19 protein-coding genes are annotated in these 25581 nt (G+C 64.3%); 16 read left to right on the forward strand and 3 right to left on the reverse strand.

Annotated elements, in window-relative coordinates; genetic code table 11:
* The first annotated feature begins 44 nt into the window (after window positions 1–44).
* The 3 genes from carB to CFB35_RS06190 all read left to right on the forward strand — a co-directional run bounded on the left by carB (window position 45) and on the right by CFB35_RS06190 (window position 4367).
* Window positions 45–3299 carry a carbamoyl-phosphate synthase large subunit gene (gene carB / locus CFB35_RS06180; RefSeq protein ID WP_059573874.1) on the forward strand — a complete coding sequence of 1085 codons (3255 nt, stop codon included), beginning with the start codon at window positions 45–47 and terminating at the stop codon, window positions 3297–3299.
* A 118-nt stretch (window positions 3300–3417) separates the two neighbouring features.
* Window positions 3418–3894 carry a transcription elongation factor GreA gene (greA, locus tag CFB35_RS06185; protein WP_006476345.1) on the forward strand — a complete coding sequence of 159 codons (477 nt, stop codon included), beginning with the start codon at window positions 3418–3420 and terminating at the stop codon, window positions 3892–3894.
* A 14-nt stretch (window positions 3895–3908) separates the two neighbouring features.
* Entirely contained in the window at window positions 3909–4367 is a 459-nt protein-coding gene (locus CFB35_RS06190) for a DUF4149 domain-containing protein (RefSeq protein ID WP_059573873.1), read from the forward strand.
* Window positions 4368–4435: 68 nt separating this feature from the next.
* Here the strand turns inward: CFB35_RS06190 and CFB35_RS06195 are convergent, their stop codons facing one another.
* Window positions 4436–4960: a YhbY family RNA-binding protein gene (locus CFB35_RS06195; RefSeq protein WP_012328238.1), complete on the reverse strand. Its 525-nt coding sequence runs from the start codon at window positions 4958–4960 to the stop codon at window positions 4436–4438.
* A gap of 193 nt (window positions 4961–5153) precedes the next feature.
* On the opposite strand from CFB35_RS06195, the gene CFB35_RS06200 reads away from it, so the two are divergent.
* From CFB35_RS06200 to phoR, 11 genes are all read left to right on the forward strand, one after another.
* A complete protein-coding gene (locus CFB35_RS06200) occupies window positions 5154–5816 on the forward strand; it encodes an RlmE family RNA methyltransferase (protein ID WP_059573872.1) in 663 nt (220 codons plus the stop codon).
* Window positions 5817–5981: 165 nt separating this feature from the next.
* The gene (gene ftsH, locus CFB35_RS06205; RefSeq protein WP_059573871.1) at window positions 5982–7883 is read left to right on the forward strand and encodes an ATP-dependent zinc metalloprotease FtsH; all 1902 of its coding nucleotides are present in this window, start codon (window positions 5982–5984) and stop codon (window positions 7881–7883) included.
* A gap of 28 nt (window positions 7884–7911) precedes the next feature.
* Entirely contained in the window at window positions 7912–8853 is a 942-nt protein-coding gene (folP, locus tag CFB35_RS06210) for a dihydropteroate synthase (protein WP_089464664.1), read from the forward strand.
* 32 nt (window positions 8854–8885) lie between these two features.
* The gene (glmM, locus tag CFB35_RS06215; RefSeq protein WP_089464665.1) at window positions 8886–10241 is read left to right on the forward strand and encodes a phosphoglucosamine mutase; all 1356 of its coding nucleotides are present in this window, start codon (window positions 8886–8888) and stop codon (window positions 10239–10241) included.
* A 440-nt stretch (window positions 10242–10681) separates the two neighbouring features.
* Window positions 10682–11716, forward strand: coding sequence for a phosphate ABC transporter substrate-binding protein PstS (pstS, locus tag CFB35_RS06225; protein ID WP_059644229.1), 1035 nt, complete (start codon window positions 10682–10684; stop codon window positions 11714–11716).
* Between the two features lie 94 nt (window positions 11717–11810).
* Window positions 11811–12797 carry a phosphate ABC transporter permease PstC gene (gene pstC, locus CFB35_RS06230; RefSeq protein ID WP_089464666.1) on the forward strand — a complete coding sequence of 329 codons (987 nt, stop codon included), beginning with the start codon at window positions 11811–11813 and terminating at the stop codon, window positions 12795–12797.
* Window positions 12794–13687 (forward strand): phosphate ABC transporter permease PstA, encoded by an 894-nt coding sequence (pstA, locus tag CFB35_RS06235; RefSeq protein ID WP_059573866.1) that lies wholly within the window; start codon window positions 12794–12796, stop codon window positions 13685–13687. Before pstC ends, pstA begins: the two co-directional genes overlap by 4 nt.
* A 15-nt stretch (window positions 13688–13702) precedes the next feature.
* Window positions 13703–14551, forward strand: coding sequence for a phosphate ABC transporter ATP-binding protein PstB (gene pstB, locus CFB35_RS06240; RefSeq protein ID WP_006490515.1), 849 nt, complete (start codon window positions 13703–13705; stop codon window positions 14549–14551).
* Between the two features lie 18 nt (window positions 14552–14569).
* Window positions 14570–15274 carry a phosphate signaling complex protein PhoU gene (gene phoU, locus CFB35_RS06245; RefSeq protein ID WP_059573864.1) on the forward strand — a complete coding sequence of 235 codons (705 nt, stop codon included), beginning with the start codon at window positions 14570–14572 and terminating at the stop codon, window positions 15272–15274.
* Between the two features lie 31 nt (window positions 15275–15305).
* On the forward strand, window positions 15306–16007 hold the full coding sequence (gene phoB, locus CFB35_RS06250) for a phosphate regulon transcriptional regulator PhoB (protein ID WP_006750313.1): 702 nt from the start codon (window positions 15306–15308) through the stop codon (window positions 16005–16007).
* Between the two features lie 57 nt (window positions 16008–16064).
* Window positions 16065–17384, forward strand: a complete 1320-nt coding sequence (gene phoR, locus CFB35_RS06255) for a phosphate regulon sensor histidine kinase PhoR (RefSeq protein WP_059644238.1) — start codon at window positions 16065–16067, stop codon at window positions 17382–17384.
* Window positions 17385–17471: 87 nt separating this feature from the next.
* Here phoR and ppk1 read toward each other — a convergent pair whose 3' ends face one another.
* Window positions 17472–19535: a polyphosphate kinase 1 gene (gene ppk1 / locus CFB35_RS06260; RefSeq protein WP_089464667.1), complete on the reverse strand. Its 2064-nt coding sequence runs from the start codon at window positions 19533–19535 to the stop codon at window positions 17472–17474.
* 278 nt (window positions 19536–19813) lie between these two features.
* On the opposite strand from ppk1, the gene ppx reads away from it, so the two are divergent.
* On the forward strand, window positions 19814–21328 hold the full coding sequence (gene ppx / locus CFB35_RS06265; protein WP_060011517.1) for an exopolyphosphatase: 1515 nt from the start codon (window positions 19814–19816) through the stop codon (window positions 21326–21328).
* 103 nt (window positions 21329–21431) lie between these two features.
* Here the strand turns inward: ppx and CFB35_RS06270 are convergent, their stop codons facing one another.
* On the reverse strand, window positions 21432–21869 hold the full coding sequence (locus tag CFB35_RS06270) for a hypothetical protein (RefSeq protein WP_089464965.1): 438 nt from the start codon (window positions 21867–21869) through the stop codon (window positions 21432–21434).
* A 934-nt stretch (window positions 21870–22803) separates the two neighbouring features.
* Between CFB35_RS06270 and CFB35_RS06275 the strand changes: the two genes are divergently transcribed.
* Window positions 22804–25569 carry a type VI secretion system Vgr family protein gene (locus CFB35_RS06275; protein WP_089464668.1) on the forward strand — a complete coding sequence of 922 codons (2766 nt, stop codon included), beginning with the start codon at window positions 22804–22806 and terminating at the stop codon, window positions 25567–25569.
* Window positions 25570–25581 lie beyond the last annotated feature (12 nt).

Below are 25581 nucleotides of genomic sequence, written 5' to 3' on the forward strand. Positions count from 1 at the left end.
GCCGGCCGACCCACGACAACGATTACTTATTGAATTCACAAGCCATGCCAAAACGCACAGACATCAAGAGCATCCTCATCATCGGCGCCGGCCCGATCATCATCGGCCAGGCGTGCGAGTTCGACTATTCGGGCGCGCAGGCTTGCAAGGCGTTGCGTGAGGAGGGCTACAAGGTCGTTCTCGTCAACAGCAACCCGGCGACGATCATGACCGACCCGAACACGGCCGACGTGACCTACATCGAGCCGATCACGTGGGAAGTCGTCGCGCGCATCATCGAGAAGGAGCGCCCGGACGCGATCCTGCCGACGATGGGCGGCCAGACCGCGCTGAACTGCGCGCTCGACCTGCACCACCACGGCGTGCTCGAGAAGTTCGGCGTCGAGCTGATCGGCGCGTCGCCGGAAGCGATCGACAAGGCGGAGGACCGCCAGAAGTTCAAGGAGGCGATGACCAAGATCGGTCTCGGCTCCGCGAAGTCGGGCATCGCGCATTCGATGGAAGAAGCGATCCAGGTGCACGCGCAGATCATGGCGGAGACGGGCGGCAGCGGCTACCCGGTCGTGATCCGCCCGTCGTTCACGCTCGGCGGCTCGGGCGGCGGCATCGCATACAACCGCGAAGAGTTCGAGGAGATCTGCAAGCGCGGTCTCGACCTGTCGCCCACGCGCGAGCTGCTGATCGAAGAATCGCTGCTCGGCTGGAAGGAATACGAGATGGAAGTCGTGCGCGACCGCGCCGACAACTGCATCATCGTCTGCTCGATCGAGAACCTCGACCCGATGGGCGTGCACACCGGCGACTCGATCACGGTGGCTCCCGCGCAGACGCTCACCGACAAGGAATACCAGATCCTGCGTAACGCATCGCTCGCGGTGCTGCGCGAGATCGGCGTCGATACGGGCGGCTCGAACGTGCAGTTCTCGATCAACCCGAAGGACGGCCGCATGGTCGTCATCGAAATGAACCCGCGCGTGTCGCGTTCGTCGGCGCTCGCGTCGAAGGCCACCGGCTTCCCGATCGCGAAGGTCGCCGCGAAGCTGGCGGTCGGCTACACGCTCGACGAGCTGAAGAACGAAATCACCGGCGGCCAGACGCCGGCGTCGTTCGAGCCGACGATCGACTACGTCGTCACGAAGATCCCGCGTTTCGCGTTCGAGAAGTTCCGCGAAGCCGATTCGCGCCTGACCACGCAGATGAAGTCGGTCGGCGAGGTGATGGCGATCGGCCGCACGTTCCAGGAATCGTTCCAGAAGGCGCTGCGCGGCCTCGAGGTCGGTGTCGACGGTCTCGACGAGAAGTCGACCAACCGCGACGAGATCGCGATCGAGATCCACGAGCCGGGCCCGGACCGCATCTGGTACGTCGGCGATGCGTTCCGCATCGGCATGACGGCCGAGGAAATCTTCGCGGAAACCGCGATCGACCCGTGGTTCCTCGAGCAGATCGAGCAGATCATCCTGAAGGAAAAGGCGCTCGTGGGCCGCACGCTCGCGTCGCTGACGTTCGACGAGCTGCGCTACCTGAAGCAGAGCGGCTTCTCCGACCGCCGCCTCGCGAAGCTGCTCGGCGCGACGCCGGAAGACGTCCGCCGCCGCCGCGTCGAGCTGAACGTGCGCCCGGTCTACAAGCGCGTCGACACGTGCGCGGCCGAGTTCGCGACGAAAACGGCCTACATGTACTCGACCTACGAGGAAGAGTGCGAGGCGCAGCCGACCACCAACAAGAAGATCATGGTGCTGGGCGGCGGCCCGAACCGGATCGGCCAGGGCATCGAGTTCGACTACTGCTGCGTGCACGCGGCGCTCGCGATGCGCGAGGACGGTTACGAAACGATCATGGTCAACTGCAACCCGGAAACGGTGTCGACCGACTACGACACGTCCGACCGCCTGTACTTCGAGCCGCTGACGCTCGAGGACGTGCTCGAGATCGTCGACAAGGAAAAGCCGGTCGGCGTGATCGTCCAGTACGGCGGCCAGACGCCGCTGAAGCTCGCGCTCGACCTCGAGGCGCACGGCGTGCCGATCGTCGGCACGTCGCCGGACATGATCGACGCGGCCGAAGACCGCGAACGCTTCCAGAAGCTGCTGCAGGACCTCGGCCTGCGCCAGCCGCCGAACCGCACCGCGCGCGCCGAGGACGAAGCGCTCGCGCTGGCCGACGAAATCGGCTATCCGCTGGTCGTGCGTCCGTCGTACGTGCTCGGCGGCCGCGCGATGGAAATCGTCCACGAGCCGCGCGACCTCGAGCGCTACATGCGCGAGGCAGTGAAGGTGTCGAACGATTCGCCGGTGCTGCTCGACCGCTTCCTGAACGACGCGATCGAGTGCGACGTCGACTGCATCTGCGACGGCGAAGCCGTGTTCATCGGCGGCGTGATGGAGCACATCGAGCAGGCGGGCGTCCACTCGGGCGACTCGGCATGCTCGCTGCCGCCGTACTCGCTGTCGAAGGAAACCGTGGCCGAGCTGAAGCGGCAGACGGGCGCGATGGCGAAGGCGCTGAACGTGGTCGGCCTGATGAACGTGCAGTTCGCGATCCAGCAGGTGCCGCAGGCGGACGGCTCGAAGCAGGACATCATCTACGTGCTGGAAGTGAACCCGCGCGCGTCGCGCACGGTGCCGTACGTGTCGAAGGCGACCAGCCTGCCGCTCGCGAAGATCGCGGCGCGCGCGATGGTCGGCCAGAAGCTCGCGCAGCAGGGCGTGACGAAGGAAGTCGAGCCGCCGTACTTCAGCGTGAAGGAAGCGGTGTTCCCGTTCGTGAAGTTCCCGACCGTCGACCCGGTCCTCGGGCCTGAAATGCGTTCGACCGGCGAAGTGATGGGCGTCGGCCGCACGTTCGGCGAAGCGCTGTTCAAGTCGCAGCTCGCGGCCGGTTCGCGCCTGCCGGAGTCGGGCACGGTGCTGCTGACCGTGATGGACGCGGATAAACCGAAGGCCGTCGAAGTCGCGCGCATGCTGCACGACCTCGGCTACCCGATCGTCGCGACCAAGGGCACGGCTGCCGCGATCGAAGCGGCCGGCGTGCCGGTGAAGGTCGTGAACAAGGTGAAGGACGGGCGTCCGCACATCGTCGACATGATCAAGAACGGCGAGATCGCGCTCGTGTTCACGACGGTCGACGAGACGCGCCAGGCGATCGCCGATTCGCGTTCGATCCGCATGAGCGCGCAGGCGCACAAGGTCACGTACTACACGACGATGTCGGGCGCGCGCGCGGCCGTCGAGGGCCTGCGCTACCTGAAGGATCTGGAAGTCTATGATTTACAAGGTCTTCACGCTCGCCTAAACTAAGCGTTCAGTTACCTGTCGAAGCAACACGTGCCGCGATTAGGCGGTGTTTCCAGTGCATCGGAAGCGCGCTTAATCGCGGTGATTTTTTTTATAGCCGTTTTTAGCGATTGAGCCGTTTATGAGCACCATTCCGTTGACAAAGCGTGGCGCGGAGCAACTGCGCGATGAATTGCAGCGCCTCAAGTCCGTCGAGCGGCCGGCCGTGATCAACGCGATCGCGGAGGCCCGCGCACAGGGCGATCTGTCCGAAAACGCCGAATACGACGCAGCGAAGGAAAAGCAGGGCTTTATCGAGGGCCGCATCGCGGAACTCGAATCCAAGCTGTCCGCCGCGCAAATCATCGATCCGACGGTGCTCGACGCCGATGGCCGCGTGGTGTTCGCCGCGACGGTCGAACTCGAGGATCTCGAGTCGGGCGACACGGTCAAGTACCAGATCGTCGGCGACGACGAAGCCGATATCGATCACGGCCTGATCTCGGTCAGCTCGCCGATCGCGCGCGCGCTGATCGGCAAGTCCGAAGGCGACGTCGCGGCCGTGCAGGCGCCAAGCGGCGTGCGCGAGTACGAAATCATCTCGGTCAGCTACATCTGAAGCGGGGCGACGTGATGCCGCATCGCGTGTTCCGTCTGCTGTCGGCCGTATGGGTCGGCAGCCTGCTGACGATCGGGTATGCGGTAGCGCCCGTCCTGTTCAAGACGCTGGAGCGGATGACGGCCGGTTCGGTCGCCGCCCAGCTGTTCCGCATCGAGGCGATCGTCGGCATCGTGTGCGGCGTGCTGCTGCTCGCGTTGTCGAACCAGCAGGTGCGGCGGGGCGGCAACGAGTATCGCCGCGTGCGCTGGATCGTCGCCGCGATGGTCGTGTGCGTGCTGGTCGGGTATTTTGCGCTGCAGCCGTTCATGAACGCGCTGCGGGTGGCCGCGATGGACGCGGGCACCGATATCGCGAATTCGCCGTATGCGAGCCGCTTCGGGATGCTGCACGGCGTCTCGAGCGTGTTCTATCTCGTCGAGAGCGTGCTGGGGCTGATGCTGATCTGGCGCCTGCCGGCGCGCGAAGCCTGAGCGCCCGTCGTTGCGCGTTGCGCAACGACGGGGCAGGGCGGCACGGGCATCCGTGCCGCGCAAGCGGTTTACTTGTCCTGGAACGGCCGCTTGGTGCTGGCCTGCCGCTTTTTCGCGCGCTTCACGGTGCCGCCCGCCGTCACACGCTCGTTGCCGCGCACCGTGACCTTCACGGGCCGCGGGCGGCGCACGGGGCTCGCGTTCGGCGACACCTTGACGACCTTGACGGTGCGCGGCGCGCGGCCTTTCTTGTCGTCGGCGGCTTCCGCCGCGCTCGGCAGCGCGCCGGCACGGCGGCCGCGGGCCGGGGCCGCCGCGGCTTCCGGCCTCCAGATCACCAGCAGCTTGCCGATATGCTGAATCGGGGCCGCGTTCAGACGGTCGCAGATCTCGTCGTAAATCGCGATGCGTTCGTCGCGCTCGTCGCCGAACACGCGGATCTTGATCAACTGGTGCGCGTCGAGGTGCACCTTGATTTCCTTCAGTACGGCGTCGGTCAGCCCTTCGGCGCCGATCAGCACGACGGGCTTGAGCGCATGGGCCTGGGAGCGCAGCGCGGAGCGCTCGGCGGGAGAAAGCGAAAGGGCGGGCATGGAAATGTCGAAATCTAAATAAGGGCGCGCTGACTGAAAAGCGATCGCGGGGCGATACCGCGTCAGCCGTGCGCCGAAACCACGTAAAATCGCGGCTTGGGCCTGAAAAGGGGCCGCAGCCGCGCGAAGAAGACGCGTATTATCCGCTAAAAGCGCGGCTTCACGAAGCAATGGGCAGCAATCTCTCTTTCGAATGGCAAAAAACCGCTTCAACCAGCACTGGCTGCACGACCACATCAACGACCCGTACGTCAAAATGGCGCAGCGGGAGGGCTATCGCGCGCGCGCCGCGTACAAGCTGAAGGAAATCGACGAACAGGACAAGCTGATCCGTCCGGGCCAGGTGATCGTCGATCTCGGCGCGACGCCGGGCAGCTGGAGCCAGTATGCGCGCAACAAGCTCGCGCAGGGCAAGAAGCGCGACGCGGAGCGCGAGGGCGGCATCGACGGCACGATCGTTGCGCTCGACATCCTGCCGATGGAGCCGATCGCCGACGTCCATTTCCTGCAGGGCGACTTCCGCGAGGACGACGTCCTCCACCGGCTCGAAGAAGTGCTCGAAGGCCGCGCGGTGGACCTTGTTATTTCCGACATGGCCCCCAACCTCTCAGGCGTGGCGTCGGCGGACGCGGCGCGTATCGAGCATCTCTGCGATCTGGCGCTCGAATTCGCGCAGAACCATCTGAAGCCGGACGGTGCACTGCTCGTGAAGTGTTTTCACGGCAGCGGCTACAGCCAGATCGTCGAGAAGTTCAAACAGCAGTTTAAGGTTGTCGCGCCGCGCAAGCCCAAGGCATCTCGCGACAAATCGTCCGAAACGTTCATTTTGGGTCGGCAGCTGAAGCATCCGCGCTGACGCGCAGGCGCTGCCGCAAACGGGCTCCGGCCCTTGCCGGACAAGCGAAGCGCTATCGCGGCGGTTGTCAATGCTTATGGCAGGGGTGGTCGGACTGGATTAGAATGACCGAGGGGCGCCGCAAGGAAAATGTAGGCGCTCGTCTACGAGTGAAGGAGTGGTGCTTTGAACAACAATATGTTTTCGAAGGCAGCGGTGTGGCTGGTGATCGCACTGGTGCTGTTTACGGTGTTCAAGCAGTTCGACAAGCCCCGCGTCCAGGAAGGCGTGTCCTATTCGCAGTTCATGGATGACGCCAAGAACGGCAAGGTCAAGAACGTCATCGTTCAGGGGCGCAACCTCACCGTCACTCCGGCTGATGGCCAGAAATACCAGATCGTGTCGCCCGGCGACATCTGGATGGTTGGCGATCTGATGAAGTACGGCGTGCAGGTCAGCGGCAAGGCCGACGACGAGCCGAACGCGCTGATGTCCGCGCTGTACTACCTCGGGCCGACGATCCTGATCATCGTGTTCTGGTTCTACATGATGAGGCAGATGCAGGGAGGCGGCAAAGGCGGCGCGTTCTCGTTCGGGAAATCGCGTGCGCGGCTGATCGACGAGAACAACAACGCGGTGAACTTCTCCGACGTCGCGGGCTGCGACGAAGCGAAGGAAGAAGTGTCCGAGCTCGTCGACTTCCTGCGCGATCCGCAGAAATTTCAGAAACTGGGCGGCCGCATTCCGCGCGGCGTGCTGCTGGTCGGCCCTCCGGGTACCGGCAAGACGCTGCTCGCCCGCGCGATCGCGGGTGAAGCGAAGGTGCCGTTCTTCAGCATCTCGGGTTCGGACTTCGTCGAAATGTTCGTCGGTGTCGGCGCGGCTCGTGTGCGCGACATGTTCGAGCAGGCGAAGAAGCATGCGCCGTGCATCGTGTTCATCGACGAAATCGACGCGGTCGGCCGTCATCGCGGCGCCGGCATGGGCGGCGGCAACGACGAGCGCGAACAGACGCTGAACCAGATGCTCGTCGAGATGGACGGCTTCGAGGCGAACTCGGGCGTGATCGTGATCGCCGCCACCAACCGTTCCGACGTGCTCGACAAGGCGCTGCTGCGTCCGGGCCGTTTCGACCGCCAAGTCTATGTCGGGCTGCCCGACATCCGCGGCCGCGAGCAGATCATGCGCGTGCACCTGCGCAAGGTGCCGATCGCGAACGACGTCGACGCGGCGGTCATCGCGCGCGGCACGCCGGGCTTCTCGGGCGCCGATCTCGCAAACCTCGTGAACGAGGCTGCGCTGTTCGCCGCCCGTCGCGGCAAGCGCATCGTCGAGATGCAGGATTTCGAGGACGCGAAGGACAAGATCTTCATGGGTCCGGAGCGCAAGTCGGCCGTGATCCGCGAGGAAGCGAAGCGCGCCACCGCGTATCACGAGTCGGGCCACGCGGTCATCGCGAAGCTGCTGCCGAAGGCCGACCCGGTGCACAAGGTCACGATCATCCCGCGCGGTCGCGCGCTGGGCGTCACGTGGCAGTTGCCGGAGCATGACAACGAGACGTATTCGAAGGATTACCTGCTCGACCGCCTCGCGATCCTGTTCGGTGGCCGGGTGGCCGAAGAGCTGTTCATGAACCTCGTCAGCACCGGTGCATCGGACGACTTCAACAAGGCCACGCAGACGGCGCGCGCGATGGTCGCCCGATTCGGCATGACCGACGCGCTCGGGCCGATGGTGTACGTCGACGACGAGAACGATGCGTCGCCGTTCGGCCGCGGCTTCACGCGCACGATCTCGGAAGCGACGCAGCAGAAGGTCGATTCGGAAATCCGCCGCGTGCTCGACGAACAGTACAACCTCGCGCGCCGCCTGCTCGAAGAGAACCGCGACAAGGTCGAAGCGATGACGGCCGCACTGATGGAGTGGGAGACGATCGACGCCGATCAGATCAACGACATCATGGAAGGTCGTCCGCCGCGCTCGCCGAAGAGCTCGCCGGCTGTCGGCGGCGATTCGTCGGGCGGCGGCAGCGCCGCCGCCGAGGTCAAGCCGGGCACCGCGCCGGCGCCGGCGTCGCCGGCGGCATAATCTCCGCTTTAGCGCCGTATACGGGCTGGTGTGGCTTCACACCGGCCCGTTTTGCATTCATCCACGTCCGTTGCTCGTGTCCGATTCCGCAGTGTCCCCGTTCATTCCCGCGCCGCTCCGGTGCGGCCGCTTCGAACTGACGTTCGAACGCCCGCTCGTGATGGGCATCCTCAACGCCACGCCCGATTCGTTTTCCGACGGCGGCCGCTTCCTCGCGCGCGACGATGCGCTGCGCCAGGCCGAACGGATGATTGCCGAAGGCGCGGATCTGCTCGATATCGGCGGCGAATCGACGCGCCCCGGCGCACCACCCGTGCCGCTCGACGAGGAACTCGCGCGCGTGATTCCGCTCGTCGAGGCGCTGCGGCCGCTGAACGTGCCGCTGTCGATCGATACCTACAAGCCGGCTGTGATGCGTGCGGCGCTGGCCGCCGGCGCGGACCTGATCAACGACATCTGGGGGTTCCGCCAGCCGGGTGCGATCGACGCGGTGCGCGAGGGCAACAGCGGGCTGTGCGCGATGCACATGCTGGGCGAGCCGCAGACGATGCAGGCCGGCGAACCTGACTACGGCGACGTCGTGACCGACGTGCGCGATTTTCTCGCCGCGCGCGCCCAGGCGCTGCGCGACGCGGGGGTGGTGGCGGAGCGCATTTGCGTCGATCCCGGCTTCGGGTTCGGCAAGGCGGTCGTCGACGACAACTATGCGCTGCTGGCCGCGTTGCCGGACACGGCGCCCGCGCGCCCCGACGGGCGCGCCTATCCGATTCTCGCGGGCATGTCGCGCAAGTCGATGCTCGGTGCGGTGATCGGCGGCAAGCCGCCGGTGGAGCGCGTCGCGGCGAGCGTCGCGGCCGCGTTGTGCGCGGTCGAGCGCGGTGCCGCGATCGTGCGCGTGCACGACGTCGCGGCGACGGTCGATGCGCTCAAAGTCTGGAATGCCGTGCGCGCAGCCGCGCGGCAACGATAAGCAAGTCAGAAAAACGAAGGAGGAAGGACCCCATGGGACGTCGATATTTCGGCACGGACGGCATTCGCGGCACGGTGGGCGAAGCGCCCATCACGCCGGATTTCGTATTGCGTCTCGGCTATGCGGCCGGCAAGGTACTGGCCGGCTCGGCCGACGTCGCGGCGGGCTCGCGTCCGACGGTGCTGATCGGCAAGGACACGCGCGTGTCGGGCTACATGCTCGAAGCCGCGCTCGAGGCCGGATTCTCGGCGGCCGGCGTCGACGTGATGCTGGCCGGCCCGATGCCGACGCCCGGCGTCGCGTACCTGACGCGCGCGCTGCGTCTGTCGGCCGGCGTCGTGATCAGCGCGTCGCACAACCCGTATCACGACAACGGCATCAAGTTTTTCTCGGCGGCCGGCAACAAGCTGCCCGACGACACCGAAGCCGCGATCGAAGCGTGGCTCGACAAGCCGCTCGAATGCGCGGCGTCCGACGGTCTCGGCAAGGCGCGCCGCCTTGACGACGCGGCCGGCCGCTACATCGAATTCTGCAAGAGCACGTTCCCGGCCGCGTTCGACCTGCGCGGGCTGAAGCTCGTGATCGATTGCGCGCATGGCGCCGCGTACCAGATCGCGCCGCACGTGTTCCACGAACTCGGCGCGGACGTCATTCCGATCGGCGTGGCGCCGAACGGCTTCAACATCAACGACGGCGTCGGCGCGACCGCGCCGGACGCGCTGGTGCGTGCGGTGCGGGCGAACCACGCCGATCTCGGCATCGCGCTCGACGGCGATGCCGACCGCCTGCAAGTGGTCGACGCGACCGGTCGGCTGTACAACGGCGACGAACTGCTCTACGTGCTCGTGAAGGATCGGATCGCGACCGACGGCAAGGTCGACGGCGCGGTCGGCACGCTGATGACGAATCTCGCCGTCGAAGTCGCGCTGCAGCGCGAGGGCGTGAAGTTCGTCCGCGCGGCGGTCGGCGACCGCTACGTGCTCGAGCAGTTGCGCGAGCACGGCTGGCAGCTCGGCGCGGAAGGGTCGGGCCACATCCTGTCGCTCGACCGGCATTCGACCGGCGACGGCATCGTGTCGGCGCTGCTCGTGCTGGCCGCGCTGAAGCGCAGCGGCCGCACGCTCGCACAGATGCTCGACGGCGTCACGCTATTCCCGCAGAAGCTGATCAACGTGCGGATGAAGCCGGGCGCCGACTGGAAGGGCAGCGCGTCGATTCGCGCCGCGATCGATGCCGCCGAAGCCGCGCTTGCCGGTAGCGGACGCGTGCTGATCCGCGCATCGGGCACGGAGCCCGTGCTGCGCGTGATGGTCGAAGCGCAGCAGGCGGCCGATGCGGCGCGCCATGCGGAGGCGATTGCCGACGCGGTGCGGGCGGCGACGAGCTGATCCATGTCAGCGGCGCGCGGTGGTTCGACCGCCCGCGCGCCGGCTCTGACGAATTTGCGTGCGGCGCCTTCGGGCGCCGTGATTTTGTCGGACGCAAAGGTTTGCCGTACTGATAGAGCTGACCTTCCGCCCACGCAGTCTTCCGCTCAAATCACGCATCCGACCCCGGAAGCCGGCCAGCCTCCGCACCGGGCTTCCCGCCCCGGCTGACGCCACGCCACGACGCGCCCGCCCACCGGTGAAAACGGCGTCCGTCCGCCCTCCGAGGCAGGCAATTCTTGCCGCCATCACCGCCGCTGCGCCGCCGGCGCGCCACCCCATACTCCCTTTCAACCAGTCATGTTACTGTCACGCCAGTTTCATCGATTGTCACATTACCGTCATGAGCAGCCCCTAACCTTCGCGGTGCCGTAGTCATCCGCTCACACACTGGAGGTCTCATGAAATTGATGCAAACCGCGATTGCCGGCCTGGCTGGCGCGCTTTTCGCCGTCGCCGCCCACGCTGCCGACATCACGGGCGCAGGTAGCACGTTCGCGATGCCGATCTATACGAAATGGGCTGCCGACTACCAGCAGTCCGGCGGTTCGAAGGTCAACTACCAGGGCATCGGTTCGTCGGGCGGCCTGAAGCAGATCGTCGCGAAGACGGTCGATTTTGCCGGTTCGGACGCTCCGCTGAAGGATGAAGAGCTCGCGAAGGAAGGCCTGTTCCAGTTCCCGACGGTGGTCGGCGGCGTGGTGCCGGTCGTCAACGTGCCGGGCGTGAAGGCCGGCGAACTGACGCTGTCGGGCCCGGTGCTCGGCGACATCTACCTCGGCAAGATCAAGAAGTGGAACGACCCGGCGATCGCCGCGCTGAACCCGAAGGTCAAGCTGCCGGATACGGACATCGCCGTGGTCCGCCGCGCCGACGGTTCGGGCACGAGCTTCATCTGGACGAACTACCTGTCGAAGGTCAACGACGAGTGGAAGTCGAAGATCGGCGAAGGCACGACGGTCAACTGGCCGACGGGCACGGGCGGCAAGGGCAACGACGGCGTCGCGGCCTTCGTGCAGCGCCTGCCGGGCGCGATCGGCTACGTCGAATGGGCGTACGCGAAGAAGAACAACATGGTCTACACGGCCCTGAAGAATTCGACGGGCACGGTGGTCGAGCCGAAGACGGAAACGTTCAAGGCCGCGGCGGCAGGCGCGAACTGGTCGAAGTCGTTCTACCAGATCCTGACGAACCAGCCGGGCAAGGAAGCCTGGCCGGTCGTCGGCGCGACGTTCGTGCTGCTGCACGCGAAGCAGGACAAGCCGGAGCAGGGCGCGGAAACGCTGAAGTTCTTCAGCTGGGCGTTCAAGAACGGCGAGAAGGCTGCCGACAGCCTCGACTACATCTCGCTGCCGGCGACGGTCGAGACGGAAATCCGCAAGCAATGGAAGACGAAGGTGACCGACGCGTCGGGCAAGCCGGTCGCCGCCGAGTAAGCGATCCAGCGGTTCGCTGCCCGGCCGCGCCGGTCGGGCAGTGTGTGCGGTAAGGCCGGGCGTCACGGCGCCCGGCGATCCAAAGCAGGCACCCATGTCTGATATTTCATACACGTCCTCACGATCGCCCGACGCTGCGCAGCAGCGCGCGCCGAGCCGTCTCGGGGATGTCCTGTTCGGCGGCCTTGCGCGGCTCGCCGCGATCGTGACCCTGCTGCTGCTCGGCGGGATCATCGTTTCCCTGATCATTGCGTCGATGCCGACCATCCAGAAGTTCGGCCTCGGCTTCCTGTGGCAATCCGAGTGGGATCCCAACTCGGACATTTACGGCGCACTCGTGCCGATCTACGGCACGCTCGTGACGTCGCTGATCGCACTCGTCATCGCGGTGCCCGTCAGCTTCGGCATCGCGCTGTTCCTCACCGAGCTGGCGCCCGTGTGGCTGCGCCGTCCGCTCGGCATCGCGATCGAGCTGCTCGCCGCGATTCCGTCGATCGTGTACGGCATGTGGGGCCTGCTCGTGTTCGCGCCGATCTTCGCCGAGTACTTCCAGAAGCCGATCGGCCGGCTGTTCAAGGACGTGTGGGTGCTCGGCCCGCTGACGTCCGGCGCGCCGATCGGCATCGGCATCCTCGCGGCCGGCGTGATCCTCGCGATCATGATCATCCCGTACATCGCGTCGGTGATGCGCGACGTGTTCGAGGTCACGCCGGTGCTGTTGAAGGAATCGGCATACGGAATCGGCTGCACGACCTGGGAAGTGATGTGGAAGGTCGTGCTGCCCTATACGAAGACCGGCGTGATCGGCGGCGTGATGCTCGGCCTCGGCCGCGCGCTCGGCGAAACGATGGCCGTGACCTTCGTGATCGGCAACACGAACCTGCTCGACAGCGTGTCGCTGTTCGCGCCGGGCAACAGCATCACGTCGGCGCTCGCGAACGAATTCGCGGAAGCGCAACCGGGCCTGCATACGTCCGCGCTGATGGAACTCGGGCTGATCCTGTTCGTGATCACGTTCATCGTGCTGTCCATCTCCAAACTGCTGCTGCTTCGTCTCGAGAAGGGAGAGGGCAAGAAATGAGCGAGCCCATCATGAATTTCCCGGGGCCGGACGGCGCCGTGCTCGACGCGATGCGCAACCGCCTGCAGCGCAAGCGCAAGGCCATCAACGCGATCGCGCTCACCGCATCGCTCGCCGCGATGGCATTCGGCCTGCTGTGGCTCGTGTGGATTCTCTACACCACGGTGCACCTCGGCGTCGGCGGCCTGTCGCTGCAACTGTTCACCGAATCGACGCCGGCGCCGAACACGGAAGGCGGCGGTCTCGCGAACGCGATCGTCGGCAGCCTGCTGCTGTGCGGCTTCGGCACGCTGGTCGGCACGCCGATCGGCATCCTCGCGGGCGTCTATCTCGCCGAATACGGGCAGAAGAACCTGCTGGCGAGCACGATCCGCTTCATCAACGACATCCTGCTGTCGGCGCCGTCGATCGTCATCGGCCTGTTCGTGTACGCGATCGTCGTCGCGAAGTCGGGGCGCTTCTCGGGCTGGGCCGGCGTGATCGCGCTCGCGCTGCTGCAGATTCCGATCGTGATCCGCACGACCGAGAACATGCTGAAGCTGGTGCCGAACGCGCTGCGCGAAGCGGCCGTCGCGCTCGGCACGCCGAAGTGGCGCATGGTGCTGAAGATCACGCTGCGCGCGTCGGTCGGCGGGATCGTGACGGGCGTGCTGCTCGCGGTCGCGCGGATTGCCGGCGAAACGGCGCCGCTGCTGTTCACCGCGCTGTCGAACCAGTTCTTCTCGGTCGACATGAGCCAGCCGATGGCGAACCTGCCCGTCACGATCTACAAGTTCGCGATGAGCCCGTTCGCGGAGTGGCAGTCGCTCGCGTGGGCGGGCGTGTTCCTGATTACGCTCGGGGTGCTCGGACTGAACGTCCTGGCGCGCTCGATCTTCTCGAAAAAGTAACGGCGGAGCAATCCGATGAATATGGCAGAAAGCCACCTGAATCCCGTCGAGCGCACTGCTGCGCCCGCCGGCACGCAAGACGCGGCGCACGGCCGTCCGCTCGCGCCGCTGAACGCGAAGATCGAGGTCAACAACCTCAACTTCTTCTACAACAAGTTCCACGCGCTGAAGAACATCAACCTGCGCATTCCCGAAGGGAAGGTGACGGCGTTCATCGGCCCGTCGGGCTGCGGCAAGTCGACGCTCCTGCGCACGTTCAACAAGATGTTCGCGCTCTATCCGGAGCAGCGCGCCGAAGGCGAAATCCTGATGGACGGCGAGAACCTGCTGACGACGAAGCGCGACATCTCGTTGCTGCGCGCGCGGATCGGCATGGTGTTCCAGAAGCCGACCCCGTTCCCGATGTCGATCTACGACAACATCGCGTTCGGCGTGAAGATGTTCGAAAAGCTCACGCGCTCGGAAATGGACGACCGCGTCGAGTGGGCGCTCACGAAGGCCGCGCTGTGGAACGAAGTGAAGGACAAGCTCGGCCAGAGCGGCTACGGGCTGTCGGGCGGCCAGCAGCAGCGCTTGTGCATCGCGCGCGGCATCGCGATCCGGCCGGAAGTGCTGCTGCTCGACGAGCCTTGCTCGGCGCTCGACCCGATCTCGACGGGCCGCATCGAGGAGCTGATCGCGGAGCTGAAGAGCGACTACACGGTCGTGATCGTCACGCACAACATGCAGCAGGCCGCGCGCTGCTCGGATTACACGGCCTACATGTACCTGGGCGAGCTGATCGAGTTCGGCGAAACCGAAAAGATCTTCATCAAGCCGGTGCGCAAGGAAACGGAAGACTACATCACCGGCCGTTTCGGCTGATGACGGAGAACAACAGTCATGTCGGATAAACATCTGTCGAGCCAGTTCGACGCGGACCTGAATGCCGTGTCGTCGAAAGTGCTGGAAATGGGCGGACTCGTGGAGTCGCAGATCGTCGGCGCGATGCACGCGCTGAACGAATTCGATCGCGAGCGGGCCGAGAAGGTGATCGCGGCCGAGGAAACGCTGAACGCGATGGAAGTGGAGATCGACCAGGAATGCGGCAACATCATCGCGCGGAGGCAGCCTGCCGCGCGTGACCTGCGTCTTTTGATGTCGATTTCGAAAACGATTACGAACCTCGAGCGCGCCGGCGACGAAGCGGAGAAGATCGCGAAGCGCGTGCGCCGCCTGATCGACGAGCCGGCCGCGCGCACGGTCAACATCGCCGAGATCAAGGTGTCGGGCGAGATGGCCGTGACGATCCTGCGCCGCGCGCTCGACGCGTTCGCGCGCCTCGATACGGTGGCCGCCGCGCAGATCGTCAAGGACGACAAGGAGATCGACCAGGAATTCCGTGCGTTCGTGCGCAAGCTCGTGTCGTACATGCAGGAAGATCCGCGCACGATCTCGGTCGGCCTCGAATACCTGTTCATCGCGAAGGCGATCGAACGGATCGGCGACCATGCGAAGAACATCGCCGAATTCATCATCTACATCGTGAAGGGCACCGACGTGCGGCACCAGCCGCGCGACACGCTCGATCGCGAAGCCAACAGTTAATCGACTCCGTACAGGAAGAACAGAGGTGCCGATGCCCAGCAACATTCTCGTCGTTGAAGATGAGCCCGCGATTTCCGAACTGATCTCGGTGAATCTCCAGCACGCCGGTCACTGCCCGATCCGCGCGTACAACGCCGAACAGGCGCAGAACCTGATCAGCGACGTGCTGCCCGATCTCGTGCTGCTCGACTGGATGCTGCCGGGCAAGTCCGGTATCGCGTTCGCGCGCGACCTGCGCAACAACGAACGGACCAAGCACATCCCGATCATCATGCTCACCGCCCGCGGCGACGAGCAGGACAAGGTGCTCGGCCTCGAAATCGGCGCGGACGACTACGTGACGAAGCCGTTCTCGCCGAAGGAGCTGATGGCGCGCATCAAGGCCGTGCTGCGCCGCCGCGCGCCGCAGCTGACCGAGGACGTCGTGTCGATCAACGGGCTGCGGCTCGATCCGGCCACGCATCGCGTCGCCGCGCACGGGGACGGCAGCGAGATCAAGCTCGATCTCGGCCCGACCGAGTTCCGCCTGCTGCATTTCTTCATGACGCATCCGGAGCGCGTGCACAGCCGCACGCAATTGCTCGACCAGGTGTGGGGCGACCACGTGTTCGTCGAGGAGCGCACCGTCGACGTCCACATCAAGCGATTGCGCGCGGCCTTGAAACCGGCCGGCTGCGATGCGATGATCGAAACCGTGCGCGGCAGCGGCTACCGCCTCGCCAAGCACGCGTAACGTACTCGGGCGTGCCGTGTGCCGCGGCATGCCGTTCATTCTTTCGGACGCTGAATCATGAACATCATCTGGGCGCGCTTTCTGGTGTCGCTCGTGCTGCTCGTGCTGATCGGCGTATTGGTCGGCGTGTTCGCCGGCCCGACCGCGGGCCTCGTGTTCGTGGTCGTGATGCTGGTCGCGCAGGGCTTTTTCAGCACCTTCCATACGCAGCGTCTGTGGCGGCTGCTCGATGCGCCGGTCTACGGCGAAGTGCCGAGCGCGCCGGGCATCTGGGGCGAGATCTACTACCGGCTGCACAAGCTCGCGAAGCAATGGCATGCGCAGGTGCGGCAGGTCGAACAGCAGCACTCGCGCTTCATCCAGGCGATCCAGGCGTCGCCGAACGGCGTCGCGATGCTCGACGACCACGACCAGATCGAGTGGTGCAACGCGATCGCCGAAGTCCATTTCGGCCTCGATGCGAAGCGTGACCTGCGCCAGCACATCACGAACCTCGTGCGTCATCCCGATTTCGTCCGCTACCTGAATGCGCAGCACTACGAGGACACGCTGCTGATGCGCGGCATGGGCGACTCGCGGCAGAACGTGCTGGCCGTGCAGGTGTTTCCGTACGGCGAGAACCGCAAGCTGCTGCTCACGCAGGACATCACCGAGCTCGAGCGCACCGACGCGATGCGGCGCGACTTCGTCGCGAACGTGTCGCACGAGCTGAAGACGCCGCTTACCGTGCTGTCGGGCTTTCTGGAGACGATGCGCGAGCTGCCGCTGAACGAGGAGGATCGCGCGCGCTATCTCGACATGATGGAGCAGCAGGCGTCGCGGATGCGGCACATCGTGACCGACCTGCTGGTGCTCGCGAAGCTGGAAGGCGAGAGCAAGCCGCCGGTCGATCGTGCGATCGACATGCGGGCGGTGTTCGACCATCTGAAGGAAGACGCGCGGACGCTGTCGAACGGGCATCACGACATCACGTTCTCGATCGACGAGACGCTCGGGGTCACCGGTGCGCAGACGGAGCTGTTCAGCGCGTTCGCGAATCTCGTCACGAACGCGATCCGCTATACGCCGGACGGCGGCAAGATCGCCGTGTCGTGGCGGCGCGACGGCGCGCAGGGCGTGTTTTCCGTCACGGACAGCGGCTTCGGGATCCCGGCCGCCGATCTGCCGCGGCTCACCGAGCGCTTCTACCGGGTCGATCGCAGCCGTTCGCGCGACACGGGCGGCACGGGCCTCGGGCTCGCGATCGTCAAGCACGTGCTGCAGCGGCACGACGCGCATCTGTACGTGCAGAGCGAGGAAGGGCGCGGCAGTACGTTCACCGCGCGGTTCCCGGGCTCGCGCGTCATCGCGATCCGGCCGGCCGCTTACGAAGCATGATCGCGTAGCGGCCCGCCGTTGAAAAAAGCAGCCCGCGGGCTGCTTTTTTTCATTCCGGCGCGACGCGCGACCCGCATCGCGGGCGGCTCACGAACAGAACTTCGCGAGCAATCCGAGCTGCGCGTTGCGGATCGTCTTGCCGGTGCGGCGGCGGCGATAGTGACCGTCGCTGTGCATCTGCCATGCCGACTGGTTGTCGCCGAGGCACACCGACAGCCCTTCGGCGATCACGCGACGCTTGAGCCTGCGATCGCGGATCGGGAACGCGACTTCGACGCGGCGGAACAGGTTGCGGTCCATCCAGTCGGCGCTCGACAGATAGACGTCCTCGGCGCCGCCCGCGTGGAAATAGTAGATGCGGTGGTGCTCGAGGAAGCGGCCGACGATCGAGCGCACCGTGATGTTTTCCGACAGCCCCGGCACACCGGGCTTCAGCGCGCAGACGCCGCGCACGATCAGGTCGACCTTGACGCCGGCCTGCGACGCTTCGTACAGCGCGGCGATCACCGACGGCTCCAGCAGCGCGTTCATTTTCGCGACGATCCGCGCGCGCTTGCCGGCCTGCGCATTGTCGATCTCCGCGCGGATCGAATCGATGATGCGCGGATGCAGCGTAAACGGCGACTGCCACAGTTCGTGCAGCATCAGTTCGCCGCCGATCCCGGTCAGTTGCTGGAATACGTGATGAACGTCCTCGCAGATCTTCTGGTCGGCCGTCATCAGCCCGAAGTCGGTGTACAGGCGTGCGGTGCGCGGATGGTAGTTGCCGGTGCCGAGGTGCACGTAGCGGCGCAGCGATGCCTTGCCGCCCTCGACGACGCGGCGCACGATCAGCATCATCTTCGCGTGGCACTTGTGACCGACCACGCCGTACACCACGTGCGCGCCGACCGCTTCGAGCTGCGATGCCCAGTTGATGTTGGTTTCCTCGTCGAAGCGCGCGAGCAGCTCGACGACGACGGTCACTTCCTTGCCGTTGCGCGCGGCTTCCATCAGCGCGTCCATCAGCGGCGAGTCGGTGCCGGTGCGGTAGATCGTCTGCTTGATCGCGACGACGCTCGGGTCTCTCGCGGCCTGCTGCAGCAGTTCGAGCACCGGCTGGAAGCTCTCGTACGGGTGGTGCAGCAGGATGTCGCCGGCGTCGATCGCGTCGAACATCGTCGGCGCGTTGGTGATTGCCGCGGGGGTCGACGCGGTGAACGGCGTGAACTTCAGGTCGGGACGATCGACGAGGTCGGGAATCTGCATCAGGCGCACGAGATTCACGGATCCCGCCACGCGATAGCAGTCCTTGTCGCCGAGCTCGCTTTCGTCGAGCAGGCGCCGCACGATGTGCGCCGGCGTGTCGGCCGACACTTCGAGGCGCACCGCATTGCCGAGGTGGCGTGCGGGCAATTCGCCCTGCAACGCGACACGCAGGTTCGTGATTTCGTCTTCGTCGACGAACAGCTCGCTGTTGCGCGTGATGCGGAACTGATTGCAGCTCTTCACGACGAGTTGCGGGAAGAGTTCGCCGACGAAGCGCTGCATGAACGAGCTCAGCAGCACGAAGCCGTGCTCGAAACCCGACAGCGCATGCGGCATGCGCACGACGCGCGGCAGCGCGCGCGGCGCCTGGACGATGCCCATCACGGCCTGGCGGCCGAACGCGTCGCGGCCTTCGAGTTCGACGACGAAGTTCAGGCTCTTGTTCAGCACGCGCGGGAACGGATGGGCCGGATCGAGGCCGATCGGCGTCAGCACGGGCAGCAGTTCGTCGAGGAAGTAGCGCCGCGCCCATTCGAGCTGCTCGTCGTTCCACGTGTCGCTCGCGTGGAAGTAGATGCCTTCCTGTTCGAGCGCTGGCAGCACGGTTTCGTGCAGCATCGTGTACTGTCGATGGACGAGCCGCTGGGCGCGCTCGACGACGAGATCGTAAGCGTGCTGCAACGACATGCCGTCGGGCGTCAGCGCGCCGGGGTTGTCGCGAATCTGCTCCTGCAGGCCGGCCATCCGGACTTCGAAGAATTCGTCGAGATTGCTGCTGGTGATGCAGATGAAACGCAGGCGCTCGAGCAACGGGACATGCGGATCGGCCGCCTGGGCCAGCACGCGCTCGTTGAAACCGAGGATGCCGAGTTCACGATTGAGAAGCGGGTAACGGACGGACATCGGCAGGGTAGAGGGTAATTCAGGCGATGATTCGAACAGACGCTCGGAAACTCTCACGGTACGATGACGTGCTGATGACAATAATGCCTTTATATCCGGAAATTCTACGCCGTAACCCTTTCGTCGCATAAATGTTTCGGCTATATGGAATCGAGCGGCGTGCATGCCCGTCAAGCGTGGCAACGGCAAGCGTTCCACGCTTAAAATGTCGCCTTTGATTGATCGCCCTCGGTTGCCGGAACGGCTGCCGCGGAAGAACGCGCACGGAGCCCCTTCTGATGGTTACAACTCCCCACTTGCTGGCTGCCGTGGATCTCGGCTCGAACAGCTTCCGGCTGATCGTCGGGCGCGTCGAGGAAACGCCGGCGGGCAGCCAGATCTACCCCGTCGATGCGCTGCGCGAGCCGGTTCGGCTGGCCGCGGGGCTGTCGAGCGACAAGATGCTCGACCGCGCGTCGCAGGAGCGGGGCTGGGAGGCGCTCAAGCGGTTCGGCGAGCGCCTGCGCGATTTCCATCCCGACCACGTGCGCGCGGTGGCGACCAACACGCTGCGCGTCGCGAAGAACGCCGCCGAATTTCTCGGCGAGGCCGAGGCGGCGCTCGGTTTCCCGATCGAAGTGATCGCGGGCCGCGAAGAAGCGCGCCTCATCTATGCGGGCGCCGCGCACTCGGTGCCGGCGAGCGCCGGCAAGCGGCTCGTCGTCGATATCGGCGGCGGCTCGACCGAATTCATCATCGGCTCGCACTACACGCCGATCGTGATGGAAAGCCTCTATATCGGCTGCGTGAGCCATAGCCGCACTTTCTTCCCGGCCGGCAACGTCGACGAATACACGATGCGGCAGGCCGAACTCGCGGCCAAGCGCGAGATCCAGATCATTTCGAGCGAGTACAAGAAGGCCGGCTGGGACCAGGCGATCGGCTCGTCCGGCACCGCGCGGGCGCTCGCGGAGCTCGTCGAGGCGAACGGCTTCAACGATCCGGGCATCACGCACGGCATTTCGCGCGGCGGCCTCGAGCGGCTCAAGCGTGCGCTGATCAAGGCGGAGAACGTCAACCGGCTGAAGCTGATCGCGCTGAAGCCCGACCGCGTGCCGGTGCTCGCGGGCGGCCTCGCGATCATGCTGGCGGTGTTCGAGGAGCTGGGTGTCGACTACGTCGATACGACCGACGGCGCGCTGCGCCTCGGCGTGCTGTACGACCTGCTGGGCCGGACGCAGCACGAGGACATGCGGGCGGTGACCGTCGAGGGCTTCACGCGCCGCTACGGCGTCGATCGCGCGCAAGCCGAGCGGATCGGTGCGCTCGCCGTGCGCTTCTACGACGAGCTCGAGGAGGGCGACGAGGAAGCGCGCGAGGAAGGGCGGATGTTCCTCGGCTGGGCGGCCGCGTTGCACGAAATCGGTCTGTCGATCTCGCACAGCGCGTATCACAAGCATTCGGCCTATATCGCGAGCAATGCGGACATGCCGGGTTTTTCGCGTACCGACCAGGCGCGGCTCGCGGCGCTCGTGCTCGGCCATGCGGGCAAGCTCGGCAAGCTGTCGCAGGCGCGCGAGGTCGAGTGGCCGCTGCTGTTCTGTCTGCGGCTCGCGGCGCTGCTGTGCCGGCGCCGGACCGATGCGGGGCTGCCCGACATCTCGGTTTCGCAGATGAAGAAGGGCGGGTACGAGGTGCGTTTGCCGAACGCATGGGTCGAGCAGAACCCGTTGACCGACTATAGCCTCAGCCAGGAGGCGGCGGAGTGGGAGAAGGTCGGTATTCCGTATCGGGTGGTGTATACCGGCGCGTGAGGGGGCGATAGCGGGCCCCGCAAGGCGCTCGAGGTCCCGTGGTCGCGGGTGATCCGCGGCGGCGCCCGTCAGGCGCGCCCACGAGTTCGTGCTGCCGATTTGCTCAATCCGACGAGCAGACGATCGCGGTCAGGAACGGGAACGCCTGCTTGACGGTTGCGTCGCTGCCGGCCTTGCGTACGGCTTCCTCCACCGAACCCTTCGTGCTGCGTACGACGACGCCGTAGGCCCAGTCGCCGATCGGCGTGCCGTCGCCCGGACGGAAGATCGGGTCGTTCGCCTGGTAGCCGAGCACGACATAGACGCCGAAGCCGTACGCCGTCAGCGGGTGGTTCGTGCGGAATGCATTGACCGAATTCGACTCGACGTGCATCGGCTCCGACTGTATGTCGCCGGCGGCGAGCAGCGGCGCGACGAACTTGTGCCCGGTCGAATGGCAGTCGAGCGCGTCGTCGAGCGCTTTCGCCGACGCAGTGCCGGCGGTGGTCGCAAGCACGAGTAGCGACGCACACAGGGCGGTTTCGAGAATGTTGTTTTTCATGCGCGGTTGCGGGTTGTTCATACGTATTATCGCGTGTTCCAGCAAGTTCCGTGCGCGGGCCTGGGTGGGGAGGCGCGGGCGCGTCGATGCGGCGGGTGGTTCGTGCCGGGCCGTACTGCCGCGGACACGGAAAACAGGTGTGCGATTCGAGCGCCAGGAAAAAAGCGCCCGTCAACGTAAATGGGGCTACAGTGGTTAATCGGAACCCCCTTGATTCCTTGGTCGGAGCGAAAGGGTTCGAACCTGTGGCTCTCTGATTCCGAGTCGAACGATGAGCGATAGCGAGAAAAAGCAGCGGGCCGGCAAGGACGCTAGTTGTCGCCCCACCAGTGCAGCCACGGGCCGTTTATCGGTAGCGGCGAGCGGCGACCGAGTCGCATTGCGGGTCAAGCGCCACGGCATCGATCGGTGTCCGGTGCGCGTGTCCCAAGATAATCGGACGCGCCCATATTCGCGCCTTCGCGTACAGGGCGTGGCGTGCCGCGACGGATACGATTGGCATATTCCGCGATGAGCAATTACTGAATTCCCCGCCCTACGTTATTGCTGATGCTCAAGCGCGACTCAGAGAATTTCTCACTAACGATTTACTGTCGCCGATTGCGTCTAAACGCGAGCCCCCGCATCTCGAGCATCTGTCCGGTGCGGCCGCCGGAATCATGATTGCACTGACACTCGACTACATCGCGATTTGGAAATGTATATGAAAGGAAATTGTGTCGAATGAGTAATAAATGGCGGCGCTACGCGCATTAAGCCCGGCCTCTCGCAGACGAGTGTATGAATTTTTGTCAGATCATATTGTTGTTTTCACGGTCAAGATACATTCTCAAGGCCTGTCGGTATCGCTAAAATTGCGGCGACATAACGGGAAGCCGTTCCTGTGAGAGCGCAGGCCATTGGGGCTTGCAAAAAACAACAAGATGGATAACGCATGAACATGACCGAAGTGGCTCAGGCAATTCGTGGCGGCCTGATCCAGCAAGATCGCCTGCTCAAGACGAGCATCCCATCGCTGCCGGAGAATGCGCTTGTCCCGCGTCGGGCGGTGACTTACTCCGAGCTTGGCCGTGACTTCGGTGTCACGCTCGACACGGTATCCACAGCAGGTGATATTGAGCTCAAAACGCTGATTGCTCAGCCGATGACCCTTTGGTTGCAGCAAGCGAACAAGTCTTATTTACCGATCAACGGATACATTCATACAGCTCGCAGACTCGGTACTGACGGAAGCCTTTCAAGCTATCAGTTGGCCTTCGCTTCATGGATGCATTTCCTAAAGTTCCGCAGCGATATGCGGTACTGGCAGGACCAGAGCGTTGACGCCATCCTCACCGATGTATTCAATGCGCATCCACAAGCGCGGGGACAATTCGAATTCGCCTTGCTGAAGACGTTACCCTCGCGCTCGTACTGCCGTCAGAGTGAAACCGATTGGAATTTTGTCCATCGATTGATGGAAGAAGAAGGCTTGTTCGGTTTTTGGCGCCAGGACAACGAGGGGAAGTCACACAGGCTCATCGTAACCGATGACATTTACTCGCTTGATGAGGTATCTCCCAATCCAGTCGAGTTCTCCAAATCGGGCGCGACTGGCGAAACGGATGCTTTTACGCGATGGGCAGGCTCGCGGACGTTGCAGAGTACCGTACATACGACGCGTACGTTTGACTACAAGGCACCATCGTCTATTGCCAACCCGAAAGGTACGACGCTGCCGACGATGGCCGGTCAGGGAAATTTGCCGGAACAGACGGAAGTCTACGAATATACCGGCGCCTACACGTATCTGAACCGGGATCGCGGTGAACATCTCTCGAAGATTCATCTAGAGGAATGGGAATCGAGAGCGAAGAGATTTCTTGGTATGGGGGGCGTTCGGGCCATTGATGCCGGCCGCCGTTTCGTACTGACTGGCCATCCTGAGCACGATCGTGATCAAGCCGGGCACCGAGAATTCGCATCGATCAAAGTGCGTCGGTACGTCGAAAACAATCTGCCGCTATCGAATCACGAAGCGAGCTTTCCATATAGCTTGCAGAGCGAACTAGCACAGGCAAAGTTTGAGCAATCGGGTGAGATCGTCACTCATGAAGATGGCTCGGCCGGTTTTTATCTGGTCGAAGTCGAAGCGCAGCGTGTCACAGTTCCGTATCGGAGTCCCTTCGAACACAAGAAGCCGACGATGGAGTTGGAGACGGCAATCGTCGTCGGGCCGCAGGGCGAAGAGGTGTATACGGACGCATTGAACCGCGTCAAAGTCATGTTCGTGTGGGACCGCCAAAGTTCGGGGGGCGCGAATGCCTCGTGCTGGGTGAGAGTCGCACAATCGGATACGGGCGGTGGTTACGGGAGCGTACACGTTCCGAGAGTCGGAGAGGAAGTGCTGGTTGGCTATGTCGGGGGTGACTGTGACAGGCCCATCGTGCTGCATCGCGTTTACAACGGGAGCGTTCAGCCGCAATGGCACAGCAATGGCATCCTGTCGGGCTACCGATCGAAAGAGTATGCAGGTGCTGGCTACAACGAGATGGTCTTGGACGACGCTACTGCGCAGAATCGTGTTCGGCTGTTCAGCAGCAGTTCGAACACGCTTCTCCACCTCGGCTATCTCATCGATCAGGATGGTAACACCCGCGGCCCCTATCTCGGCAGCGGTTTCGATTTGAAATCGGACGCTCACGGCGCAATTCGTGCGGCGCAGGGGCTTTTCGTCTCAAGCTACGACGCATCGGTCAAACAGCCCATGGATGCGCGTCACGCGACCAGCCAGCTCGTCAATGCGGAAAGCGTTGTCCAGTCGCTTTCTGATGCAAGTGCAGGGCATCGCGCTGAGAGTCTCAGCGCAGGCTATGATGCGTTGCGTGCATTTACCGACGCGACGCAGGCAAGTGTTGCCGGTACTTCTACCGGAGGTCGCACCGCCGGTGGCGGTACCGGCAGTGCGAACGGTTTCAAGGCCCCGATCATGTTGTTCGCGAGCCCGGCCGGTATCGCGACATCAACGCAACAGTCGACGCAGATCACGGCTGACCAGCATGTAAATATCGTCAGCGGTGAAAGCACGCATCTGGCTGCAGGGAAATCATTGATCGCAAGCGTGGCCGAAAAAGTCAGCCTATTCGTTAAGAATGCGGGGATGAAGCTATTCGCAGCAAAGGGTAAGGTAGAAATCCAGGCGCAGTCGGATAATGTCGAGATAATCGCCGATCAGGTTCTGAAACTGATCAGCGCAAAGCGTCGGATCGAGATCACCGCCGCCGAGGAAATCCTGCTCAACGCGCGCGGTAGCTATATCCGAATCAGCGGTGCAGGAATCGAGCATGGTACGCCCGCGCAATGGACCGCCTATGCAGGCAACCATGCGCTGCCGGGCCCGAAGTCGCTACCTGTCGTCGTACCCGGTTTTGACATGCCCAAAGCATTCAGCAACCGACTCGATGTCTATGATATCTACTGGCAGAGAGAGTTCGGCGAGGTCGAATATACGGCGCGACGGGAGAATGGTGAGGTGGTCGCTCAGGGTACTCTCGATGAGCATGGTCGCACGCCACGCTTGACGACCGACCAACCCGAGACCCTCCAGGTACTCGTCGGCACTCAAGGGTCCTGGCTAGTCGAATCGGTAGCCCCATCGTCCAGCGATTCCGGCGAAGCTACTCCAGACGATCCGGACCATTACGTCAATCACAGCGCCTGAACGCCATTCGAG

Source organism: Burkholderia sp. AU16482 (assembly GCF_002223285.1).
Taxonomy (GTDB): Bacteria; Pseudomonadota; Gammaproteobacteria; order Burkholderiales; family Burkholderiaceae; genus Burkholderia; species Burkholderia semiarida.

Excerpts from the sequence above, each read along its gene's own strand:
- CFB35_RS06270 (WP_089464965.1), bottom strand. The coding sequence starts at position 21,869 with ATGAAAAACAACATTCTCGAAACCGCCCTGTGTGCGTCGCTACTCGTG.
- CFB35_RS06190 (WP_059573873.1), top strand. The coding sequence starts at position 3,909 with ATGCCGCATCGCGTGTTCCGTCTGCTGTCGGCCGTATGGGTCGGCAGC.
- pstB (WP_006490515.1), top strand. The coding sequence starts at position 13,703 with ATGAATATGGCAGAAAGCCACCTGAATCCCGTCGAGCGCACTGCTGCG.
- pstC (WP_089464666.1), top strand. The coding sequence starts at position 11,811 with ATGTCTGATATTTCATACACGTCCTCACGATCGCCCGACGCTGCGCAG.
- CFB35_RS06275 (WP_089464668.1), top strand. The coding sequence starts at position 22,804 with ATGAACATGACCGAAGTGGCTCAGGCAATTCGTGGCGGCCTGATCCAG.
- ppk1 (WP_089464667.1), bottom strand. The coding sequence starts at position 19,535 with ATGTCCGTCCGTTACCCGCTTCTCAATCGTGAACTCGGCATCCTCGGT.
- ppx (WP_060011517.1), top strand. The coding sequence starts at position 19,814 with ATGGTTACAACTCCCCACTTGCTGGCTGCCGTGGATCTCGGCTCGAAC.
- phoU (WP_059573864.1), top strand. The coding sequence starts at position 14,570 with ATGTCGGATAAACATCTGTCGAGCCAGTTCGACGCGGACCTGAATGCC.
- phoB (WP_006750313.1), top strand. The coding sequence starts at position 15,306 with ATGCCCAGCAACATTCTCGTCGTTGAAGATGAGCCCGCGATTTCCGAA.
- greA (WP_006476345.1), top strand. The coding sequence starts at position 3,418 with ATGAGCACCATTCCGTTGACAAAGCGTGGCGCGGAGCAACTGCGCGAT.
- phoR (WP_059644238.1), top strand. The coding sequence starts at position 16,065 with ATGAACATCATCTGGGCGCGCTTTCTGGTGTCGCTCGTGCTGCTCGTG.
- CFB35_RS06195 (WP_012328238.1), bottom strand. The coding sequence starts at position 4,960 with ATGCCCGCCCTTTCGCTTTCTCCCGCCGAGCGCTCCGCGCTGCGCTCC.
- CFB35_RS06200 (WP_059573872.1), top strand. The coding sequence starts at position 5,154 with ATGGCAAAAAACCGCTTCAACCAGCACTGGCTGCACGACCACATCAAC.
- glmM (WP_089464665.1), top strand. The coding sequence starts at position 8,886 with ATGGGACGTCGATATTTCGGCACGGACGGCATTCGCGGCACGGTGGGC.
- carB (WP_059573874.1), top strand. The coding sequence starts at position 45 with ATGCCAAAACGCACAGACATCAAGAGCATCCTCATCATCGGCGCCGGC.
- pstA (WP_059573866.1), top strand. The coding sequence starts at position 12,794 with ATGAGCGAGCCCATCATGAATTTCCCGGGGCCGGACGGCGCCGTGCTC.
- pstS (WP_059644229.1), top strand. The coding sequence starts at position 10,682 with ATGAAATTGATGCAAACCGCGATTGCCGGCCTGGCTGGCGCGCTTTTC.